16 protein-coding genes and 1 pseudogene are annotated in these 19,589 nt (G+C 73.5%); 7 read left to right on the top strand and 10 right to left on the bottom strand.

The genetic code is table 11. From position 1 onward, the window contains the following. The 5 genes and pseudogenes from AC3WT4_RS14905 to ctaE all read right to left on the bottom strand — a co-directional run. Positions 1-95, bottom strand: a pseudogene (locus AC3WT4_RS14905) (superoxide dismutase); the annotation flags it as partial. Positions 96-287: 192 nt separating this feature from the next. Beyond that, a complete protein-coding gene (gene qcrB, locus AC3WT4_RS14900) occupies positions 288-2,042 on the bottom strand; it encodes a cytochrome bc1 complex cytochrome b subunit (protein WP_074807136.1) in 1,755 nt (584 codons plus the stop codon). Continuing rightward, positions 2,039-3,100, bottom strand: a complete 1,062-nt coding sequence (qcrA, locus tag AC3WT4_RS14895; protein WP_255179055.1) for a cytochrome bc1 complex Rieske iron-sulfur subunit — start codon at positions 3,098-3,100, stop codon at positions 2,039-2,041. The genes qcrB and qcrA overlap by 4 nt, the downstream gene beginning before the upstream one ends. Then, entirely contained in the window at positions 3,097-3,876 is a 780-nt protein-coding gene (qcrC, locus tag AC3WT4_RS14890; protein ID WP_021481149.1) for a cytochrome bc1 complex diheme cytochrome c subunit, read from the bottom strand. Before qcrC ends, qcrA begins: the two co-directional genes overlap by 4 nt. Positions 3,877-3,949: 73 nt before the next feature. Then, the gene (gene ctaE / locus AC3WT4_RS14885) at positions 3,950-4,600 is read right to left on the bottom strand and encodes an aa3-type cytochrome oxidase subunit III (RefSeq protein WP_074807129.1); all 651 of its coding nucleotides are present in this window, start codon (positions 4,598-4,600) and stop codon (positions 3,950-3,952) included. Positions 4,601-4,917: 317 nt separating this feature from the next. Between ctaE and AC3WT4_RS14880 the strand changes: the two genes are divergently transcribed. Both AC3WT4_RS14880 and trpD read left to right on the top strand, forming a co-directional pair. After that, complete coding sequence (locus tag AC3WT4_RS14880) at positions 4,918-5,355, top strand: response regulator (protein ID WP_492315803.1); 438 nt, start codon at positions 4,918-4,920, stop codon at positions 5,353-5,355. A 34-nt stretch (positions 5,356-5,389) separates the two neighbouring features. Then, complete coding sequence (trpD, locus tag AC3WT4_RS14875; protein ID WP_400112291.1) at positions 5,390-6,487, top strand: anthranilate phosphoribosyltransferase; 1,098 nt, start codon at positions 5,390-5,392, stop codon at positions 6,485-6,487. Between the two features lie 7 nt (positions 6,488-6,494). Here trpD and AC3WT4_RS14870 read toward each other — a convergent pair whose 3' ends face one another. Together AC3WT4_RS14870 and AC3WT4_RS14865 are read right to left on the bottom strand one after the other, a co-directional pair. Beyond that, a complete protein-coding gene (locus AC3WT4_RS14870) occupies positions 6,495-6,776 on the bottom strand; it encodes an Lrp/AsnC family transcriptional regulator (RefSeq protein WP_034654744.1) in 282 nt (93 codons plus the stop codon). After that, positions 6,755-8,614, bottom strand: a complete 1,860-nt coding sequence (locus AC3WT4_RS14865) for a DEDD exonuclease domain-containing protein (protein ID WP_492315802.1) — start codon at positions 8,612-8,614, stop codon at positions 6,755-6,757. Before AC3WT4_RS14865 ends, AC3WT4_RS14870 begins: the two co-directional genes overlap by 22 nt. Positions 8,615-8,799: 185 nt before the next feature. Here AC3WT4_RS14865 and AC3WT4_RS14860 point away from each other — a divergent pair, with 185 nt between their 5' ends. Further along, positions 8,800-10,125 carry an NYN domain-containing protein gene (locus AC3WT4_RS14860; protein WP_492315801.1) on the top strand — a complete coding sequence of 442 codons (1,326 nt, stop codon included), beginning with the start codon at positions 8,800-8,802 and terminating at the stop codon, positions 10,123-10,125. Positions 10,126-10,194: 69 nt separating this feature from the next. On the opposite strand, the gene AC3WT4_RS14855 is transcribed toward AC3WT4_RS14860, so the two are convergent. Continuing rightward, positions 10,195-12,012, bottom strand: coding sequence for an AMP-dependent synthetase/ligase (locus tag AC3WT4_RS14855; protein ID WP_492315800.1), 1,818 nt, complete (start codon positions 12,010-12,012; stop codon positions 10,195-10,197). A 251-nt stretch (positions 12,013-12,263) separates the two neighbouring features. Here AC3WT4_RS14855 and AC3WT4_RS14850 point away from each other — a divergent pair, with 251 nt between their 5' ends. Next, positions 12,264-13,211, top strand: coding sequence for an ROK family glucokinase (locus AC3WT4_RS14850; RefSeq protein ID WP_043658218.1), 948 nt, complete (start codon positions 12,264-12,266; stop codon positions 13,209-13,211). A gap of 37 nt (positions 13,212-13,248) precedes the next feature. Here AC3WT4_RS14850 and AC3WT4_RS14845 read toward each other — a convergent pair whose 3' ends face one another. Next, the gene (locus AC3WT4_RS14845) at positions 13,249-13,893 is read right to left on the bottom strand and encodes a hypothetical protein (RefSeq protein ID WP_074807119.1); all 645 of its coding nucleotides are present in this window, start codon (positions 13,891-13,893) and stop codon (positions 13,249-13,251) included. A gap of 57 nt (positions 13,894-13,950) precedes the next feature. On the opposite strand from AC3WT4_RS14845, the gene AC3WT4_RS14840 reads away from it, so the two are divergent. The 3 genes from AC3WT4_RS14840 (at position 13,951) to AC3WT4_RS14830 (ending at position 17,460) form a co-directional block, all read left to right on the top strand. After that, positions 13,951-14,736, top strand: a complete 786-nt coding sequence (locus AC3WT4_RS14840) for a lysophospholipid acyltransferase family protein (RefSeq protein ID WP_228075234.1) — start codon at positions 13,951-13,953, stop codon at positions 14,734-14,736. A gap of 107 nt (positions 14,737-14,843) precedes the next feature. Continuing rightward, positions 14,844-16,070 carry a pyrophosphate--fructose-6-phosphate 1-phosphotransferase gene (locus tag AC3WT4_RS14835; protein WP_074807116.1) on the top strand — a complete coding sequence of 409 codons (1,227 nt, stop codon included), beginning with the start codon at positions 14,844-14,846 and terminating at the stop codon, positions 16,068-16,070. A gap of 40 nt (positions 16,071-16,110) precedes the next feature. Beyond that, the gene (locus AC3WT4_RS14830) at positions 16,111-17,460 is read left to right on the top strand and encodes a class II 3-deoxy-7-phosphoheptulonate synthase (RefSeq protein ID WP_043658206.1); all 1,350 of its coding nucleotides are present in this window, start codon (positions 16,111-16,113) and stop codon (positions 17,458-17,460) included. Between the two features lie 95 nt (positions 17,461-17,555). On the opposite strand, the gene pknB is transcribed toward AC3WT4_RS14830, so the two are convergent. Continuing rightward, positions 17,556-19,586 (bottom strand): Stk1 family PASTA domain-containing Ser/Thr kinase, encoded by a 2,031-nt coding sequence (gene pknB / locus AC3WT4_RS14825; protein WP_492315799.1) that lies wholly within the window; start codon positions 19,584-19,586, stop codon positions 17,556-17,558. Positions 19,587-19,589 lie beyond the last annotated feature (3 nt).

The following is a 19,589-nucleotide window of genomic DNA, read 5'->3' as shown; positions in this document are numbered from 1 at the left end:
TGCTTGGAGTGGTGCAGCTCCATGATCCGCCCGGAGATGTGCGGCTCGAGCGCACCGTAGTCGTAGGACAGCTCGGGCAGGGTGTAAGCGGGCATCCGGATGTACCTCCTGGTACGGACCGCCGGAGGTCGCCCGACGGTCCCTGGGTCGTGAGCTGACGGTGTCCCTGCCGCCTCACGCGGGCGCTGCAGCGCCCCCGGGGCAGAGACGACGATGACCCGCGACCTGCCCACCAGGAAGAGGGGGCTGGTCGCGGGTCATCGTCCTACTGTGCAGGAACCTCGGGGTCAGCGCTCGTCGGCGCCCTTCTCCGGCTCCACGAGGTCTCGACCGCCGCCGACGGGGGCGGTGCCTGCCTCGATCTGCTCGCGGCTGGTGCTCTCGAGGGCGTCGTGCTCGCCGTGCGAGTGCGCGGCGGCGAGCTCGGCGGGCGTCACGGGCTCGATGCGGTCCTCGTAGAAGAACCGCGACAGGCGCTGGAGGCGCTTGTCCTTCTTGTAGCCCTTGCGGCGCACGCCGCGGGAGTCCGTCGCCGGCTCGATCTCGAGCGGGGCGTGGGCGGAGTAGTTGACCCGCAGCCAGCGCTCCTGCTCGTCGAGCGGACGGTGCACCTCGATGTACTCGCCGTGCGCGAACCGCACGATCCGGCCCGTCTCGTGGCCGTGCAGCACGAGCTCGCGGTCCTTGCGCTGCAGGCCGAGGCAGATGCGCTTCGTGACCCAGAACGCGAACCAGGGACCCACGAAGATCAGGATCCGGAAGGCCCACGTGATCGTGTTGATCGACATGTGGAAGTGCGTCGCGATGAGGTCGTTCGACCCGGCGAGCGCCAGGATGATGAACGCGGTGAGGAAGGCGACGCCCAGGCCGGTGCGGACGGGCACGTTGCGCGGACGGTCGAGGACGTGGTGCTCCCGCTTGTCCTTCGTCACCGCGGACTCGAGGAACGGGTAGACGAAGAGGAAGGTGAACAGCAGACCCGGGACGACCACCGCGGGGATGAGGACGTTCAGCGACAGCGTGTAGCCGCCGATCACGAACTCCGTCTGCCCCGGCATGAGTCGCAAGGACCCTTCGAGGAACAGCATGTACCAGTCGGGCTGGGCTCCCGCGGATACCGGGGACGGGTCGTAGGGGCCGTAGTTCCACACGTTGTTGATCGCCATCGTGCCGCCCATGAGGGCGAGGATGCCGAACACGACGAAGAAGAAGCCGCCGGCCTTCGCGACGTACACGGGGAACAGCGGGAAGCCGACCACGTTGGTGTCCGTGCGGCCGCCACCGGGGTACTGCGTGTGCTTGTGCAGCACGACGAAGAACAGGTGGAGCGCGACGAGCGCGAGGATCAGGCCGGGCACCAGGAGGATGTGGACCGTGAAGAGCCTCGGGATGATGTGCTCGCCCGGGAACTCGCCGCCGAAGATGAAGTACGACATGTACGAGCCGATGAGCGGGATCGCCTTGACGACGCCGTCGGTGATGCGCAGGCCGTTGCCCGACAGGACGTCGTCGGGCAGCGAGTAGCCGGAGAAGCCGGCGGCGAGGCCCATGATCATGAGCAGCATGCCGACGAGCCAGTTGACCTCGCGGGGCTTGCGGAACGCGCCCGTGAAGAACACGCGCATCATGTGCGTGACGATCGACGCCATGAAGATGAGCGCGGCCCAGTGGTGGATCTGCCGCATGAGCAGGCCGCCGCGGACCTCGAACGACATGTGCAGGGTCGACGCGAACGCGTCGGACATGAGCACGCCGTCCATGGACGCGGGCTCGCCGTGGTAGGTCACCAGGGACATGCTCGGGACGAAGAACATCGTCAGGAAGATGCCGGTGAGGATCAGGACGACGAACGAGTAGAGCGCGATCTCGCCCAGCAGGAACGACCAGTGGTCGGGGAAGACCTTGCGCGCGAACTCCTTGACCGCGACACCGATGCCGGTGCGCTGGTCGAGGTAGTCCGCGGCCTTCCCGGCGGGGGTCGTCGGCGCGGCTGACTTCGGTGCGGCCGCCCGAGGTGCGGCGGTTCCGGTGCTGGTGGTCACTTCAGACGCTCCCAGAAGCTCGGGCCGATGGGCTCGTGGAAGTCGCTCTGCGCGACCAGGTAGCCCTCGTCATCAACGGTGATCGGCAGCTGCGGCAGGGGCCGCTTCGCGGGGCCGAAGACCACCTTGGCGCTGTCGGCCACGTCGAACGTCGACTGGTGGCACGGGCACAGCAGGTGGTGCGTCTGCTGCTCGTAGAGAGCGACGGGGCAGCCGACGTGCGTGCAGATCTTGGAGAACGCGACGATGCCGTCGTACGACCAGCTCTCCCCGGCGGGGGCCTGCTCGGACACGATGTCGCGCGGGTCGAGACGGACCAGGAGGACGACGGCCTTGGCCTTCTCCGTGATCCACTCGTGGGACTGCATCTCCTCCTGCGAGGCCTCGGGGATGACGTGGACCACCGAGCCGATGGTGACGTCGGCGGCCTTGATGGGCCGGCCCGAGGGGTCGATCGCGAGGCGCGTGCCCCGCTGCCAGAGGGTGTGCTTGAACTTGGAGACGTTCCAGTCGCCGCCGACGCTCCCGACGAGCGGGACCGCGATGGTGAGCGGGAAGAGCGCGAGGGCGGAGATGACCGCGCCCTTGAGGACGCCGCGGCGGGCGATGCCCGAGTCCTTGACGCCCGCGTCGAGCTCGGCGAGCGCGGCGGTGCGCGTCTCGGGGTCGCTCGCGATGGGGTGGCGCTCGTCCACCTTCTCGTGGTCGGACATGAGGACCTTGGCCCAGTGCACCGCGCCGAGGCCGATGCCGAGGAGGGCGAACGCGATGGCGACGCCGAGCGTCACCGTCGAGAGGCGCACGCCCGCGGTGGTCCCGTCCGGCGGGATCACGAAGTAGACGACGAGGGCCGCGATGGTGCCGATGACGGAGATCCCGAAGAGGGCCGCGACCTGACGCTCGGCGCGCTTCGACGCCTTCGGGTCGCGGTCGGCCATCCGGCTCTTGTGCTCCGGCAGACCGGGGTCCGGGAACGTGTCGAGGGTGCCGTGCTCCTCGCGGTGCCCGACCTCGCGGTGCGAGGACTCGGACGAGCGGGGGCTCTGGTAGTCGCTCACGAGGACTTCGCTCCGATCCACACTGCGGCCCCGATGAGGAGGCCCATTCCGACGATCCAGGCCCACAGGCCCTCGCTGACGGGGCCGAGGGACCCGAGCGACAGGCCGCCGGCCGAGCCGTCGCGCTGCTCGGCGAGGAAGGCGATGACGTCCCGCTTCTCCTCCGGCGTCACGGTGGCGTCGTTGAAGACCGGCATCGACTGCGGACCGGTGAGCATCGCCTGGTAGATGTTCCGCTCCGAGGTGTCCCACAGCGGGGGAGCGAACTTGCCCTCGGAGAGGGCACCGCCCGCACCGATCGCGTTGTGGCACATCGCGCAGTTGGTGCGGAAGACCGCGGCACCGTTCGCCGGGTCGCCGAGCGCGGCGTCGACCTGCTCGTCCGTGGGGATCGCGGGGCCGGCGCCGAGCGACGCGACGTAGGCGGCGAGCTGCGCCGTCTGCTCCTCGTCGAACTGGCGCGGCTTCTGGATGGCCTGCGGACCGTCCATCTGCATGGGCATGCGGCCGGTGGACACCTGGAAGTCGACCGACGCGGCGCCGACGCCGACGAGCGAGGGCGCGGTGGCCGTGCCCTCGGCGTTCGGGCCGTGGCACGTGGCGCAGTTGGCCTGGAACAGCTTCTGGCCGGTCTCGATGTCCTCGGTGCTGGCGGTCTCGGCGTTGGCCGAAGTCGGGGCAAAGGCGGCGTAGACGCCACCGGTGACCAGCAGCGCCAGCAGCAGCAGCACGACCGGCGCGAAGCGGTGGTGTCTGCGGGCGGCGAGTGCCTTCACGAAATGATCCTCGTCTCGCAGGTGGGGGAGCAGGGGGCGGGTGGGCGGTCCGGGGCGGACCCCGGGCGGGTCGTCAGCGCAAGATGTAGATCACAAAGAAGAGCGCGATCCACACGACGTCGACGAAGTGCCAGTAGTAGGACGTGACGATGGCCGTCGTGGCCTCGTGGTGCCCGAAGTTCTTGGCCGAGAACGAGCGGCCGAGAAGGAACAGGAAGGCGATCAGGCCGCCGACGACGTGGAGGCCGTGGAACCCGGTCGTGATGTAGAAGACGGAGCCGTAGGGCGTCGAGGAGATCGACACGCCGTGCTCGACGAGCTCGGCGTACTCGAAGATCTGACCACCGATGAAGAACGCGCCCATGAGGAACGTCAGCGTCATCCACTCGTTCATCCCCCAGCGGTTCACCTGGAAGATGGATCCGGTGCGCACGGGCTGGAAGCGCTCGGCGGCCCACACGCCCATCTGGCACGTCACCGACGACAGCACCAGGACGGTCGTGTTGATCGCCGCGAAGGTCAGGTTGAGCTTGTCCGCCTCGAGGGCCCACTCGTCGGCGGGCATCACGGAGCGGACCGTGAAGTACATGGCGAAGAGGCCGGCGAAGAACATGAGCTCGCTGGCCAGCCACACGATCGTCCCGACCGAGACGGGGTTCGGTCGGTTGACGCTCACGTGCTGATGGGCGTGGGGGGCAGCCGTTGCGGTCGACACAGGAGCCATTATGGCCGACGAACCTCAGCTTCGCGGCACGCAGACGGCCGCCCGGAGGCGGTGAATCTCACAATGTCTCCAGAACTTCCCACGGAGACCTGCACTTGGTGACGGAAACCGTCCGAGTGCCATGAAACCGGTGTGCCCGCCGCACGGGCCAGGGCCCTTGGTCCCCGGTCCGGCGCCGGTCGGCGCGCGACCCGCCCCAGGGGTGCTGCGAAGCCCTCCGACGTGCCAAGATGCCAGTCGGGACCTGCGTCCGCCACACGCGGCGGCACGCGCTCCCGGGCCCATCCCAGGGAACGACGAAGGCGACGGTGACGACGATGACGACGACCGTGACGACGACGCACGGGGACACGGACGTGACCCCGCGCGCGCCGCGCATCCTGCTCTACAGCGACGACGTGACCGTGCGCGAGCAGGTGCGGCTCGCCGTCGGGCGATGGCTGGGCGCGGGGCAGCCGGAGATCGAGTGGCACGAGGTGGCCACCCCGGCGGCGGTCGTGGCGTCGGCGGACGCCGGCGGGTGGGACCTGCTGGTCCTGGACGGCGAGGCCGACAAGGCCGGGGGCATGGGCCTGTGCCGCCAGCTCAAGAACGAGATCTACGCCTGCCCGCCGGTCCTGGTCCTCACCGGCAGGCCGCAGGACGGTTGGCTAGCATCGTGGTCGCTCGCCGACGACGCGGTGCCCCGGCCGTTCGACGCGGTCGCGCTCCAGCGTGCCGTCGCCGACCTGCTGCGCGCCTCCGGCACGCGGTAGCCGACCAGGAGACCGACCAGCCGAAGGGCCACCCGTGACCGCCACCCCGCATCCTGCCGCCTCGACCACGAGCGACTCGACGGGTGCGGGCCTCACCTGGCCCGGGCTGCTCACCGAGCTCGTCGCGGGGAACGACCTCGACGCCGAGCGCACCGCGTGGGCCATGGACCAGGTGATGTCGGGCGAGGTCTCGCCGGTGAAGCTCGCGAGCTTCCTCGTCGCGCTGCGGGCGAAGGGCGAGACGGTCGCCGAGCTCACGGGCCTCGCGGACGCGATGCTCGCGCACGCGAGCCGGTTCTCCGTGGACGGGCCAGCCGTGGACATCGTGGGCACGGGCGGCGACCGCGCCCACACCGTGAACATCTCGACCATGGCGTCGCTCGTCATCGCGGGCGCGGGCGTGCGCGTCGTCAAGCACGGCAACCGCGCCGCGACGTCGTCGTCGGGCGCCGCGGACGTGCTCGAGGAGCTCGGCATCCGGCTCGACCACGGGCCCGACCGCGTGGCGCGCATCGTGCAGGAGGCGGGGATCACCTTCTGCTTCGCCATGGTGTTCCACCCGTCGATGCGGCACGCCGGCGTCGCGCGCAAGGAGCTCGGCATCCCGACCGCGTTCAACGTGCTCGGCCCTCTGACGAACCCGGCGCAGCCGCGTGCGGCGGCGATCGGCGTGGCCGACGCCCGGATGGCGCCGCTCATCGCCGGCGTGCTCGCCGGGCGCGGCACGTCGGCGCTCGTGTTCCGCGGCGACGACGGCCTCGACGAGCTCGCGGCGACCGGTGGCGCCACGGTGTGGGAGGTGCGCGACGGCGTCGTGACGGAGCGCCGCCTCGACCCCGTCGCCGAGCTCGGCCTGACGCCCGTCACGGTCGAGGACCTGCGGGGCGGGAACGCGGCGCACAACGCCGACGTCGCGCGGCGGTTCCTCGCGGGCGAGCCGGGCGCGGTGCGCGAGACGGTGCTGCTCAACGCGGCGGCGGGTCTCGTCGCCGACGGCACGCTGCCCGGGACCGCGGAGGGGTCGCTCGTCGAGCGGCTCCGCGCGGCCTACGACGTCGCGGCCCGCAGCGTCGACTCCGGCGCCGCGCGCGCGGCGCTCGCCCGCTGGGCGGAGGCCGCGGCGCGCGACTGACGGCCGGTCAGTCGTCGAGGCCGAGCGCGAACGCCTGCTCGAGGTCGACGTTCGAGTAGGCGCGGAACGCGATGAACGTCTCGGTGCGCACGACGCCCTGGACCTTGCTGATCCGGTCCGCGATGACGTCGGCGAGCTGGTCGTGCTCCTGGACCCGCACCATCGCGACGAGGTCCGCCTTGCCCGTCACCGAGTAGACCTCGCTGACGCCGCGCAGGTCCGCGACCTCCGACGCGACCTCGGGGATGCGTGCGGGGTCGGTGTCGATCAGGACGATGGCGGTGAGCATGGTTCCTCCGGGGACGGGTCGTCGTCAGGCGACCACTCTACGGTCGGCCCGGCGGTCGCGTGCGCCAGGTCGGCGCCGTTCTCGGGGTCCGCGTGGCGCGCGACGTGGCGGGCCGTGGCCGCGAGGTCCACGTGCGACCCGGCCGAGCGGACCGGGCACGCCCACGGACCCGTGACGTCGACGATCCGCACCCCGGGCTCCTGGAGCCACGACAGCAGGATCTCGGCCTCGTGCGGGTGGCTCGCGGGGGCCGGCGGCACGGGCGGTGCCACGGTCTCGGCCGTCGCGACGAGCGCGCGCACGAGCGGCCACGGGTCCGTCCCGGGCGCACTGACACCCGTCGCGGCGAGCCGCGCGTGCCGCACGACGACGACCTCCCACCCGCCGGCGTCCGTCGGGCGCGCGGCGACGAGCTCGGCGCACGCGGCGAGCGGGGCGAGCCGCTGCGCCCGCGCCGCGCCCGTGAGGAAGGCGCGCAGGCGCTGGGTGAGCTCGCCGGCCTGCTCGAAGCGCTCGTCGCGCGAGAGGGCCACGATGCGGCGCCCGAGCTCGGCGACGACGCGCGACGGGTCGCCCTCGAACGCCTCGCGCACGCCCGCCGCGACGTCCCCGTAGCCGGTGTCGCGCTCGGCTGTCGTGCACGGGGCCGAGCAGCGGCCCATCTCGGCGAGCACGCACGCCGTCGCGCCGGGCGAGGCGACGACCGGGAGCCGGCGGGTGCACTGGCGCAGCGCGAAGGCGTCGTGCAGGGCGTCCACGGCGGCCTGGGCCTGGTGCCGCGAGGCGAACGGGCCGATGTGCGCCGCCGGTGCGCGGACGTCGCGGACCAGCGAGAGGCGGGGGTACGCCTCGTCGGTGAGCCGGACCCACGTCATGCGCTCCGGGTGCCGCGACCGGCGGTTGTACCGCGGGGCGTGCTCGGCGATGAGGCGCAGCTCGCGGACCTGCGCCTCGAGCGGCGTCGCGCACACGACGGGCGTGACGGCGTGCGCGATCCGCACCATCTCGGTGATGCGCCCACGCTTCTCCGAGCGCGTGAAGTACGACCGCACGCGGCGTCGGATCGACGTCGACGTCCCGACGTACAGCACCTCGTCGCCCGGGCCGCGGAAGAGGTAGACGCCGGGCGCGTCCGGCAGGCCGTCGGCGAGGTGGCGCTTGCGGCGCACGTCCTGCGGCACGGGGTCCGTCGCCCCGGCGAGGTCCTCCAGGTGCGTCACGCCGAGCGGGCCGAGGCGGCCGAGGAGCGCGTGCAGCACGTCGACGGTGGCCCGTGCGTCGGCGAGCGCGCGGTGGTCCGGCGTCACCGTGGCACGGAAGAGGGCCGCGAGCGTCGCGAGCTTGTGGTTCGGCGCCTCGTCGCGCGTGACGACCCGCCGTGCGAGGGGCACGGTGTCGAGCACCTGGTTGCCGGGCCAGTCGTAGCCCGCGGAGCGGCACGCGGCCTTGAGGAACGAGATGTCGAACGGGGCGTTGTGCGCGACGAGCACCGCGCCGCGAGCGAACTCGAGGAAGCTGGGCAGGACGGCCTCGATGCGGGGGGCGGTGGCGACCATCGACGACGTGATGCCGGTGAGCCGGGCGACGAAGGCGGGCACGGGCACCCCGGGGTCGACGAGCGTCTGGAACTCGCCGAGCACCTCGCCGCCGCGCACCTTCACCGCGCCGATCTCCGTGATCCCGGCGCCCGCGGGGGAGCCGCCGGTCGTCTCGAGGTCGACGACGACGAACGTCACCTCGTGCAGCGGCGTGCCCAGGTCCTCCAGCGTGGGCTGGACGGGGACGCCCTGCGGTGCGGACCCGGCGCGGGGGGCGGCGAGGGCGGGTCCGGACGACATGGCGGCGAGGCTAACGAGGGCCACCGACACCGCCGCCGCGAGGTCCGTCGGCCGCCCGCCGACACGTGGGCCCGGAGCCGTGGTCCGCGTCCCGGGCGGCATAGGGTGGGAGCGAGGGAATCGGGACGATCGTGGACGAAGCGCCCGTGGTGACCCGCGGACGAGGTGCGGAGGAGGCGCGGCACATGGTGGCCGACGGACCGGAGGACGCCCTGCCCGCGGAGCCGGACGTGCCGCCGTCGGTCCGGAACCTGCTCGTGGCCGCCGCGGCGGACGCGCTGGGCGCGCTCGACACGGCCCTGGTCCCGGTCGCGCTCCAGCGGGTGCGGGCCTTCGCGCCCCGTCGGCGGGCGACGGCCGGGGCGGCGCCCCTGTGGCGCGCCCTGGCCGACGACGCGGGGTTCCGGCACGCGGTCGCCGCGGCCTGGTCCCGCGAGCACGAGAGCGAGCCGGAGCCCGGCGCCGCCCCACCGGACGACCTGTCCCCGGCACAGGTGCGCGAACGGGCCGCGGGGGCCTTCCTCCTGCGGCCCGACGGCTGGCAGGCGGAGGTGGAGCACGCGCGCTCGCTCGACGACACCCTCCGGGCGGACCGGTCGGCCCGGGACGACGCGGCCCGCCTCCGCGGCGAGCGCGACCGGCTCGCCCGCCAGGTCGAGGACCTCCGGGCGCGGGTCCGCGACGCCGACGCGCGTGCAGAGGCCGCGACGGCCGAGCTCGCCGCGGTACGCCGGACCGAGCGGCGGCTGCGCGCGGACGCGGACCGGGCGCGGGCCGAGGCGCGGGCCGCCGAGCGGGCGGCGCAGGGGGAGCGGGACGTCGCCGAGGCCGCGCTGCGCGACGCGCGCGAGGAGCGTCGTGCGGCCGCCGTCGAGCGGGCCCGTGCGCGGGCGGAGCGGGACGAGGCGCGCCGGGCGCGGACGTCGTCGGCCGACCTCGCGACGGCCCGGGCGCGGCTCCTGCTCGACACGGTGGTCGACGCGGCGGCGGGGCTCCGGCGCGAGCTCGCGCTCGGCCCGTCGACCACGACCCCGGCGGACGACGTCGCCGCCGGGCTGCCGGACGCGGCGCGCACCCGGCCGGGGTCGCGCGGCCGCGCGGCGGACGACCCGGCGCTCGTCGACGACCTGCTGTCGGTGCCGCGGACGCACCTCGTCGTCGACGGCTACAACGTGACGAAGACGGGCTACGGCGAGCTGTCGCTCGCGGACCAGCGCGACCGGCTCCTCGCCGGCCTGCTCCGCGTGGCCGCCGCCGGCACGGAGGTCACCGTGTGCTTCGACGGCGCCGACGGCGGCCCGCGGCCGGTGCACGCCCCGCGCGGCGTGCGGGTGCTGTTCTCGTCGGGGGAGATCGCGGACGACCTCATCCGGCGCCTGGTCGCCGCCGAGCCGGCCGGACGACCGGTCGTCGTCGTGACGAGCGACCGCGCCGTCGCCGACGACGTGCAGGCGATGGGCGCGGCGTGCGTCCCGGCCCGCGCGCTCCTGGCGCGGCTCGCCCGCCGCTGACGACGCGGCCCTCCCCGGCGTGCTGCCGGGGAGGGCCGTGGTGCGCGGGGGCGGGGTCCGCGGACCGTGTCAGCGGACGGGCGCGGGCCCGTCGACGTAGATCGCCTCGACGTCGGCCGCGAAGTCCTTGAGCACCTCGCTGCGCTTCACCTTGAGCGACGGCGTGAGGTAGCCGTTCTCGACCGTGAAGTCCGTCGTGAGGACCGTGAACTTGCGGATCGACTCGGCGCGGGAGACGGCCTGGTTCGCGCGCGTGACCGCGGCGTCGAGGGCGGCGAGGACGTCCGGGTCCTTGGCCGCCTGCTCGACGGTCAGGGACTCCTTGCCGTGCATGCTGGCCCAGCCGGGCAGGCCCTCCGGGTCGATCGTCACCAGGGCGCCGATGAACGGCTTCTGGTCGCCGACGACGACGCACTGCGAGACGAGCGCGTGCGCGCGGATCCGGTCCTCGAGGACGGCGGGCGCGACGTTCTTCCCGCCCGCGGTGACGATGATCTCCTTCTTGCGCCCGGTGATGCGCAGGAAGCCGTCCTCGTCGAGCGAGCCGAGGTCGCCGGTGCGGAACCAGCCGTCGACGAACGCGTCCGCGGTCGCCTGGTCGTTGTTGTGGTAGCCGCGGAAGATGTGGTCGCCCCGCAGGAGGATCTCGCCGTCCTCGGCGATCCGGGCGCCGCAGCCCGGGAGCTGCTCGCCGACGGTCCCGATCTTCGTGTTCCCGGGGCGGTTGACGCTCGTCGGTGCCGTCGACTCGGTGAGACCGTAGCCCTCGAGGATCCGCACGCCGATGCCGCGGTAGAAGTGGCCGAGGCGCTCGCCGAGCGGCGCGCCGCCGGAGACGGCGTACTTCGCGCGGCCGCCGAGCGCGTGCCGGAGCTTCTTGAAGACGAGCGCGTCGGCGACCTTGTGCTGCAGGCGCAGCCCGACGCCCGGCCCGGACGGCTCGTCGAGCGCGCGCGAGTACGCGATCGCGGTCGCGGCGGCCCAGTGGAAGATCTTCAGCTTGCCGCCCGCGGCCGCCTTCTGCTCCGAGGAGTTGTAGACCTTCTCGAAGACGCGCGGCACCGAGAGGATGTACGTCGGCTTGAACGTGCCGAGGTCCTCCAGCAGCGTCTTGGTGTCCGGCGTGTGGCCCAGCACCGTGCCGCCGGCCACGACGAGCACGCCGATGAACCGCGCGAACACGTGGGCGAGCGGCATGAACAGCAGCGTGCGGCCGCCCGGCTCCCCGAAGACCTCGGGCACCGCGGCCACGGCGTTGACCGTGAGGGAGTAGAAGTTCTGGTGGGTGAGCTCCGCGCCCTTGGGGCGGCCCGTCGTGCCGGACGTGTAGATGATCGTCGCGACGTCCGCGAGGTCGGCGAGGCCGCGCCGGCGCACGATCTCGGCGTCGTCCACGCCGGCGCCGTCGGCCGTGAGCGTGGCGATCGCGCCGGAGTCGATCGCGAGCACGTCCCGCAGCCCGGGGGCCTGGTCGCGCACCTCCTCGACCGTCGCCGCGTGCGCCTCGGTCTCCACGACGAGCAGGCGCACGTCCGCGTCCGAGAGGATCCACTGCACCTGCTCCGGGCTCGACGTCTCGTAGAGCGGCACGAGCACCGCGCCCGCCGCCCACGTCGCCCAGTCGAGGAGCGTCCACTCGTAGCGCGTGCGCGACATGATGCCCACGTGGTCGCCGGGCTCGATGCCGCGGGCGACGAGCCCCTTCGCGACCGCGACGACCTCGGCGTCGAACTCGCGCGCGCTGAGCGCCTGCCACGCACCGTCGGCACCCGTGCGGCGCTCGACCATCGGCGCGGCCGGGTCGGCCGCGACGCGGCTCGCGAGGAGGTCGTTGAGGTTCTTCGAGGGATCGACTTCGACGATCCGTGGGGCGCTGATCTCGTCCATTCTGGCTCCAGTGGCAGTAGTCGACGGTGGGAGAACCCTACCCAGTGGCGGCGTGTGCCCGAGACCTGCCGTTGTCGGTAGGCTTCAGGTGCTGTGCGCTGCTTGCGCAACGTTTCGCGCGGGCGCGGAGTTCCGGTGGCCCGACCCGTGGCGCGGGGTCGAGGCCCCGTCGTCGTGCGTGGTCCGTGAGCGGGCGAGCACCCGCAGCGAGACCTTGCAGTCAGCGGAACCGAGCGAGTAGAGGACGGGACATGCACGCCATCGGGGTGGACATCGGCGGGACGAAGATCGCGGCCGGGGTCGTCGACGAGAAGGGCGAGATCCTCGTCCAGACGCGCCGCGACACCGAGCCCGACGACGTCGCGAGCATCGACCGCGCCATCGCCGACGTCTATGCCGAGCTCACCGCCGACCACGAGGTCGGCGCGATGGGCCTCGCGGCGGCCGGCTTCGTCAGCCCCGACCGCACCTCGGTGCTCTTCGCGCCGAACATCGCCTGGCGCGAGTACCCGCTGGCGCGCAACGTGCGCGAGCTCATCGGCGACGTCGACGTCCCGATCGTCGTCGAGAACGACGCGAACGCGGCGGGCTGGGCGGAGTTCCAGTTCGGCGTCGCGCGCGACGCGACGGACATGCTCATGCTCACGGTCGGCACGGGGCTCGGGGGCGCGATCGTCGTCGACCGCGAGCTCGTGCGCGGCAAGTGGGGCGTCGCGGCGGAGGTCGGCCACATGCGCGTCGTCCCGGGCGGGCACTACTGCGGCTGCGGCCACGAGGGCTGCTGGGAGCAGTACGCGTCCGGGCGCGCCCTCGTCCGGGACGGGCAGAACGCCCTCATCGCCCAGCCGGACCGCGCGACGCGCCTGCTCGAGATCTGCGGCGGCGACCCGGACAAGCTCAACGGTCCCCAGATCACCCAGGCCGCGCAGGAGGGTGACGACCTCGCGGTCGAGCTGCTCGCGAACCTCGGCCGCTGGATCGGCGAGGGCGCGGCGTCGGTCACGGCGCTGCTCGACCCGGAGCTCATCGTCATCGGCGGCGGTGTCGGCGCGGCGGGCGACCTCCTGCTCCAGCCGGTGCGGCGCGCGTTCGCCGACCAGCTCTCCGCGCGCGGGCACCGCCCGGAGGCGCGGATCGAGCTCGCCGAGCACGGCAACGAGGCGGGCATCGTCGGCGCCGCGGACCTCGCCCGCCGCTGACGGGCGGCACGGGCGCGGTGCGGGGGAGGCGCGGGCGTCAGACGACGGCGCCCGGCCCTCGGTCGTCGTCGTCCCGCCGGTGCGGCATGCGCCAGAGCAGGATCGCCAGCCCCACGAGGAAGGCGCCGCCGCCCACCTGCGCGACGATCACGGGGTACGGGCGCGCCACGACGAGCACGACGAGCAGCAGGATCGGCACGCCGACGACGAGCGCCCACGCCATCGTCAGGAGCGGGTCGCGCCCGAGGACGAGCGGCGGGTCCGGGGGCACGAAGTGGCTCTCGGCCTCCTCGAGATCCTCGACCTCGGGCGTCGTGGGCCAGTCCCGCGGGCCGGTCGGGCGCACCCAGGGCGCCACGGGCACGGACCCGAGCACGTCGCGGCCGCTGCGCGGGGAGCCCTCGGTCGCCCCGGCCGCCGGGTCCTCCGCGGCCCCGGGATCGTCGCCCGGCCGGGCGCCCGGGTCGGACCGGTCGAGCTCGGAGAGGTCGGAGAGCTCGGCCACGATGCCGGCCCACCGGGCGTCGACGTCGAGCGCGGGCTCGGGCGCCTCGTCGTGCGACGCCGTCGCCTCCCCGTCGGCGGCGGCAGGGTGGTCCGCACCCGGCGCCGCGTCGTCGGGCGTGGGGTCGGGGACGTCGTCGGGCTGCGGGGAGTCCGGCTGGGCGTTCGGTGCGGCCATGGGAATCACTCTAGAGTCGGATGCACGTCCCGCGCCGGGACCCCGCGAGGAGGAACGTTGTTCTACTGGTTCATGAAGCAGGTGATGGTCGGCCCGATCCTGCGGCTCCTGTACCGTCCCTGGACGCGGGGCGTCGAGCACGTGCCGGACGAGGGCGGTGCCATCCTCGCGAGCAACCACCTCGCGGTGATCGACTCGTTCATCCTGCCGCTCGTCCTCGACCGCAAGGTCCAGTTCCTCGGCAAGTCCGACTACTTCACGGGCACGGGCGTCAAAGGGCGTCTGACCGCCGGCTTCATGCGCGGCGTGGGCACGATCCCCGTGGACCGGGCCGGTGGCAAGGCGAGCGAGGCCGCGCTCGAGACGGGCCTGCGCGTCCTGCGCGAGGGCGACCTGTTCGGCATCTACCCGGAGGGCACGCGCAGCCCGGACGGGCGGCTGTACCGCGGCAAGACGGGCGTCGCGCGCCTCGCGCTCGAGTCGGGCGCCCCGGTGGTCCCGGTCGCGATGGTCGGGACGAACATCGCCCAGCCGATCGGCAAGGTCATCCCCACGCCCATGCGCATCGGGGTCGTCATCGGCGAGCCGCTCGACTTCTCGCGCTACCGCGGCATGGAGAACGACCGCTTCATCCTGCGCGCCGTCGCCGACGAGATCCAGTACGCGATCATGCGGCTGTCCGGGCAGGAGTACGTCGACATCTACGCGGCCACGGCGAAGGCGCGCCTCGCGGCGGGCCACACCGAGTCCGAGGTGGCGGGCGGTGCGCCCGGCGGGCGTCCCGCTCCCGACGTCCAGGTCCCGGAACCGCCGCCGGAGCCCGGCGCGGCGTCAGTAGACTGAGCGACGGCCGGTCGTGCCGGGCCCGCAGGCCCGAGCCCCGTCGCCGCCACCCCGCCGGACCGCGTCCGTCCGGCCAGGATCCGTCCTACGAGAGGTTCTGAGTTCACATGTCGGTTCGTCGCGTCGCCCTCCTCACTGCGGGCGGTTTCGCCCCGTGCCTGTCCTCCGCGGTCGGGGGTCTCATCGAGCGGTACACGGAGCTCGACCCGGAGATCGAGATCATCGCCTACCAGTACGGCTACCACGGCCTGCTGACCGGCACGAAGATCGTCGTGGACTCCGAGGGGCGCAAGCAGGCCGGGATCCTGCACCGCTTCGGCGGCTCGCCGATCGGCAACTCGCGCGTCAAGCTCACCAACGCGGCCGACTGCGTCAAGCGCGGCCTCGTCCAGGAGGGCCAGGACCCGCTGCAGGTCGCCGCGGAGCAGCTCAAGGCGGACGGCGTCGACGTGCTGCACACGATCGGCGGCGACGACACGAACACGACCGCGGCCGACCTCGCCGCGTACCTCCACGAGAACGGTTACGAGCTCACGGTCGTGGGCCTGCCGAAGACGATCGACAACGACGTGATCCCGATCCGTCAGTCGCTCGGTGCGTGGACCGCCGCCGAGGAGGCCGCGGGCTTCGCCGCCAACGTCATCGGCGAGCACCGCTCGGGCCCGCGCATGCTCATCGTGCACGAGGTCATGGGGCGGCACTGCGGGTGGCTCACCGCGGCGTCCGCCGCCGAGTACCGCAAGTGGCTCGACGCCCAGGAGTGGGCCCCGGCCCTCGGTCTGACGCGCGAGCGCTGGGACGTCCACGCGGTCTTCCTGCCGGAGCTCGCGCTCGACATCGACGCCGAGGCCGAGCGCCTCAAGGCGATCATGGACGAGCAGGGCAACGTGAACATCTTCCTGTCCGAGGGCGCCGGCATGCACGAGATCGTGGCGCAGCTCGAGGCGGCGGGCGAGGAGGTCCAGCGCGACCCGTTCGGCCACGTCAAGCTCGACACGGTCAACCCGGGCCAGTGGTTCGCCAAGCAGTTCGCCGAGAAGCTGGGCGCCGAGAAGGTCATGGTCCAGAAGTCCGGCTACTTCTCGCGCGCGGCCGCCGCGAACGCCGAGGACCTGCGCCTCATCAAGTCGATGACGGACCTCGCGGTCGAGTGCGCGCTGCGCGGCGAGTCGGGCGTCATCGGCCACGACGAGGAGAACGGCGACCGCCTGCGCGCCATCGAGTTCCCGCGGATCGCCGGCGGCAAGGCGTTCGACGTGTCGCAGCAGTGGTTCGGCGAGCTCCTCGAGGGCATCGGCCAGCCGCTCGTGCCCGCGGCGCCCGCGGCCCACTGACCGGCACCACCGCACCAGGAACCTCGTCAGGGGACGCCGTATGACCACCACGAGCGAGCCGGGGACCGACTCCGGGCTCGACCACTTCCGCACGCTCGTCGCGCTCCAGCAGCCGACGTGGCCGGACGAGGCGGCGCTCGACGCCGTCCGTGACCGGCTGGCGGCCTCCGCGCCGCTCGTGGTGCCGGCGGCGGCCGACACGCTGCGCTCCCGCCTGGCCGCGGCCGGGCGGGGCGAGGCGTTCCTCCTGCAGGGGGGCGACTGCGCCGAGACGTTCGCCGAGGCGAACGCCGACCGGATCCGCAACAAGATCCGCACCATCCTGCAGATGGCGGTCATCCTCACGCACGGCGCGAGCATGCCCGTCGTGAAGATGGGCCGCATGGCCGGGCAGTACGCCAAGCCGCGCAGCTCCGACTCGGAGACGCGCGACGGCGTGACCCTGCCCGCCTACCGGGGCGACATGATCAACGGGCACGCGTTCACGCCCGAGGCGCGCATCCCGGACCCCGAGCGCCTCGTGCAGGCGTACCAGATCTCGGCGGCGACGTGGAACGTCGTGCGCGCGTTCACGACGGGCGGCTTCGCCGACCTGCGCCAGGTCCACGAGTGGAACCGCGGCTTCATGCGCAACCCCGCCTACGCGCGGTACGAGCGGACGGCGTCCGAGATCGACCGCGCGATCCGCTTCATGGACGCGTGCGGCGCCGACTTCGACGCGCTGCGCACCGTCGAGTTCTTCGTCAGCCACGAGGCGCTCGTGCTGGACTACGAGCGCGCCCTCACGCGCCGCGATGCGCGCACCGGGGACGCGTACGACACGTCCGCCCACTTCCTGTGGATCGGGGAGCGCACGCGCCAGCTCGACGGCGCGCACGTGGACTTCCTCTCGCGCGTCGCGAACCCGATCGGGGTCAAGCTCGGCCCGACGACGACGCCCGACGTCGCGCTCGAGCTCGCTCGCCGTCTGAACCCGGACGACGTCGAGGGCCGCCTGACCTTCGTCACGCGCATGGGCGCCGGCAACGTGCGGGACGCGCTCCCGCCGCTCGTCGAGGCCGTCGCGCGCGCGGGCGTGCCCGTCACGTGGGTCACGGACCCCATGCACGGGAACACCATCACGTCGGCGAGCGGCTACAAGACGCGCCGGTTCGACGACGTCCTCGACGAGGTGCGCGGCTTCTTCGAGGTGCACCGCGCCGCGGGGACCGTGCCGGGCGGGCTGCACGTCGAGCTCACGGGCGACGACGTCACCGAGGTGCTGGGCGGGAGCGAGGAGATCGACGACGCGGGGCTCGCCCTGCGCTACGAGACCCTCGTCGACCCGCGCCTCAACCACCAGCAGTCGCTGGAGATGGCCTTCCAGGTCGCGGAGATGCTGCGCGGCTGAGACCGCGGGGGGAGCCGGTCGTCTCCCGTCGAGCGCAGGGCCGTGGCCCGTCCCGTGGTCGGGGCGGGCCACGGCCGTCCGCGCGGGACGCGAGGTCAGAAGACGTTGAGGACGATCGTCGAACCCTTGGGCGCGGTGCGCCCGTCCCCGCCCGGCGGGTCCTGGGCGTAGACGATGTTGAGCGGGTGGATGCCCTGCGGGTAGCGGATCTCCACCTGGAAGCCCGCGTCCTTCAGGGCCTTCTCGGCGTCCCCGACGTTGCGCGTGCTGACGTTCGGGACCTCGACGAGCGGGGGGCCGAGCGACACCACGACGTTCACGGTGTCCTTCCGGTGGGCGTCGGAGCCCTGTTCGGGGTCCTGGCGGATCACGAGCCCCGCGCCGACGGTCTCGGAGTACTCCTCGGTGACCGCGGGGACGAGGCCCTGCTCCTCGAGCGCGGCGACGGCGGCGTCCTTCGCGGAGCCCGTGACCTGCGGCACGACGACGGGCGCAGGCCCGGACGAGACGGTGAGCACGACCGGCACGTCGTGCCGGATCGTGGCGCCCTCCTCGATGGCGTTGCCGTCGGGGTCCTTCACGGCCATGACCTGGCCCGACGGCACCTCGTCGTGCGGCTCGGCGACGGGGTCGCCGAGCGTGAGGTCGGCGCCCTCGATCGCGGCGGTCGCCTCCTCCTGCGTCGCGCCCACGAGGCCCGTCGGCACCGTGAGCATCCGCACGCCCTTCGACACGACGAGCTGCACGCTGCCGTCCTTGCGCACGTCCTCGCCGGACGCCGGGTCGGTCGCCACGACGGCGCCCTCGGGCACGGCGTCGTCGTAGCGCTCCTCGACCGTGTGGGAGAGGCCCGCGCCGTCGAGGATCGCGACCGCCTCCGGACGCGGCGCCTCGACGAGGCCGTCCGGGACCTGGGTGTAGGCGCCCGGACCGGACGAGAACCACCACGCGGCACCGCCGCCGACGCCCGCGAGGACGAGGAGGACGACGAGCGACCAGACGACCACGCGGCCGTGGCCACGTCGCCGCGCCGGGGCCGGGGGAGCAGGGGGCGGCGGGCCGGGCCGCGTCGTCGGCGCGACGACGTGCCCGACCGCGAGCGGCTCCGTGAGGCCCGCGGCCTCGCGGTCGCGCAGGCTGAGCGCCGCGAGGGACGCCGTCGCGGCGGCGGACGGGTCGACCGGCGCGGTCCGCGGGCCCGGACCCGGCGGGGGCGGCACGACGGCGGTCGACCCGGCGGGCGGGTCGACGCGGCGCTCGAGGTCGGCGGGGTCGAGCGCCGCCCGGGTCGAGCGCACGAGCGCGAGCGCGGCGCCCGCGTCGGCCGGGCGGTCGGCGGGGTCGCGCGCGGCGAGCGCGCAGAGCAGGTCGTCGACCTCGGGCGGGATCCACGGGGCGACGTCCGACGGCGGCGGCACGTCGTTGTTCACGTGCTGGAACGCGACCTGGATCGGCGTCGTCCCGGTGTGGGGGACGGTGCCGAGCAGCATCTCGTACGCGAGGATGCCCGCGGCGTAGACGTCGGTGCGGGCGTCGCACGTGCCGGTCGCGATGAGCTCGGGGGAGAGGTAGGCGACGGTCCCGAGGATCGTGCCCGTCGTCGTCGCGGTCACCTCGTTCACGGCGCGCGCGAGACCGAAGTCGGTGACCTTGAGCCGACCCTCGGTGTCGAGCAGGACGTTCTCGGGCTTGATGTCGCGGTGCACGAGCCCCGCGCGGTGGGCCGCGGCGAGCGCGTCGAGCACGTGCTCGAGCACGTCGAGCGTGCGACCCAGCGTCAGGGTGCGCTCGGTGAGCATGGTGCGGCGCAGGTTCGACCCCGCCACGTACTCCATGGTCAGGTAGCTCGTGTCGCCGTCGAGGCCCTGGTCGTACACGGCGACGAGGCCCGGGTGGGTGAGCCGGGCGGCGGCGCGCGCCTCGCGGCGGAAGCGGGAGACGAAGTCGGCGCCGGACGCGCCCTCGGCGAGGTGGGCGTGCATCACCTTGAGCGCGACCTCGCGCTCGAGCCGGCGGTCGATCGCCAGGTACACCGTCGCCATGCCGCCTCGCGCGATGCGCGAGACGACCTCGTACCGCCCGTCGACCAGGCGGCCGACGAGGGGATCGGTCGTCACGGTGGCCACGGG

The organism is Cellulosimicrobium sp. EB106-03-01-XG111, assembly GCF_058792115.1.
Note: the sequence above shows the minus strand (reverse complement) of the source record. Positions and strands in the feature narration are given on the sequence as shown.

Bases quoted from the DNA above. Each gene is read 5' to 3' on its own strand.
- AC3WT4_RS14880 (WP_492315803.1), top strand. From the start codon at position 4,918: ATGACGACGACCGTGACGACGACGCACGGGGACACGGACGTGACCCCG.
- AC3WT4_RS14860 (WP_492315801.1), top strand. From the start codon at position 8,800: ATGGTGGCCGACGGACCGGAGGACGCCCTGCCCGCGGAGCCGGACGTG.
- AC3WT4_RS14830 (WP_043658206.1), top strand. From the start codon at position 16,111: ATGACCACCACGAGCGAGCCGGGGACCGACTCCGGGCTCGACCACTTC.
- ctaE (WP_074807129.1), bottom strand. From the start codon at position 4,600: ATGGCTCCTGTGTCGACCGCAACGGCTGCCCCCCACGCCCATCAGCAC.
- AC3WT4_RS14855 (WP_492315800.1), bottom strand. From the start codon at position 12,012: ATGGACGAGATCAGCGCCCCACGGATCGTCGAAGTCGATCCCTCGAAG.
- AC3WT4_RS14835 (WP_074807116.1), top strand. From the start codon at position 14,844: ATGTCGGTTCGTCGCGTCGCCCTCCTCACTGCGGGCGGTTTCGCCCCG.
- AC3WT4_RS14850 (WP_043658218.1), top strand. From the start codon at position 12,264: ATGCACGCCATCGGGGTGGACATCGGCGGGACGAAGATCGCGGCCGGG.
- AC3WT4_RS14845 (WP_074807119.1), bottom strand. From the start codon at position 13,893: ATGGCCGCACCGAACGCCCAGCCGGACTCCCCGCAGCCCGACGACGTC.
- AC3WT4_RS14865 (WP_492315802.1), bottom strand. From the start codon at position 8,614: ATGTCGTCCGGACCCGCCCTCGCCGCCCCCCGCGCCGGGTCCGCACCG.
- AC3WT4_RS14870 (WP_034654744.1), bottom strand. From the start codon at position 6,776: ATGCTCACCGCCATCGTCCTGATCGACACCGACCCCGCACGCATCCCC.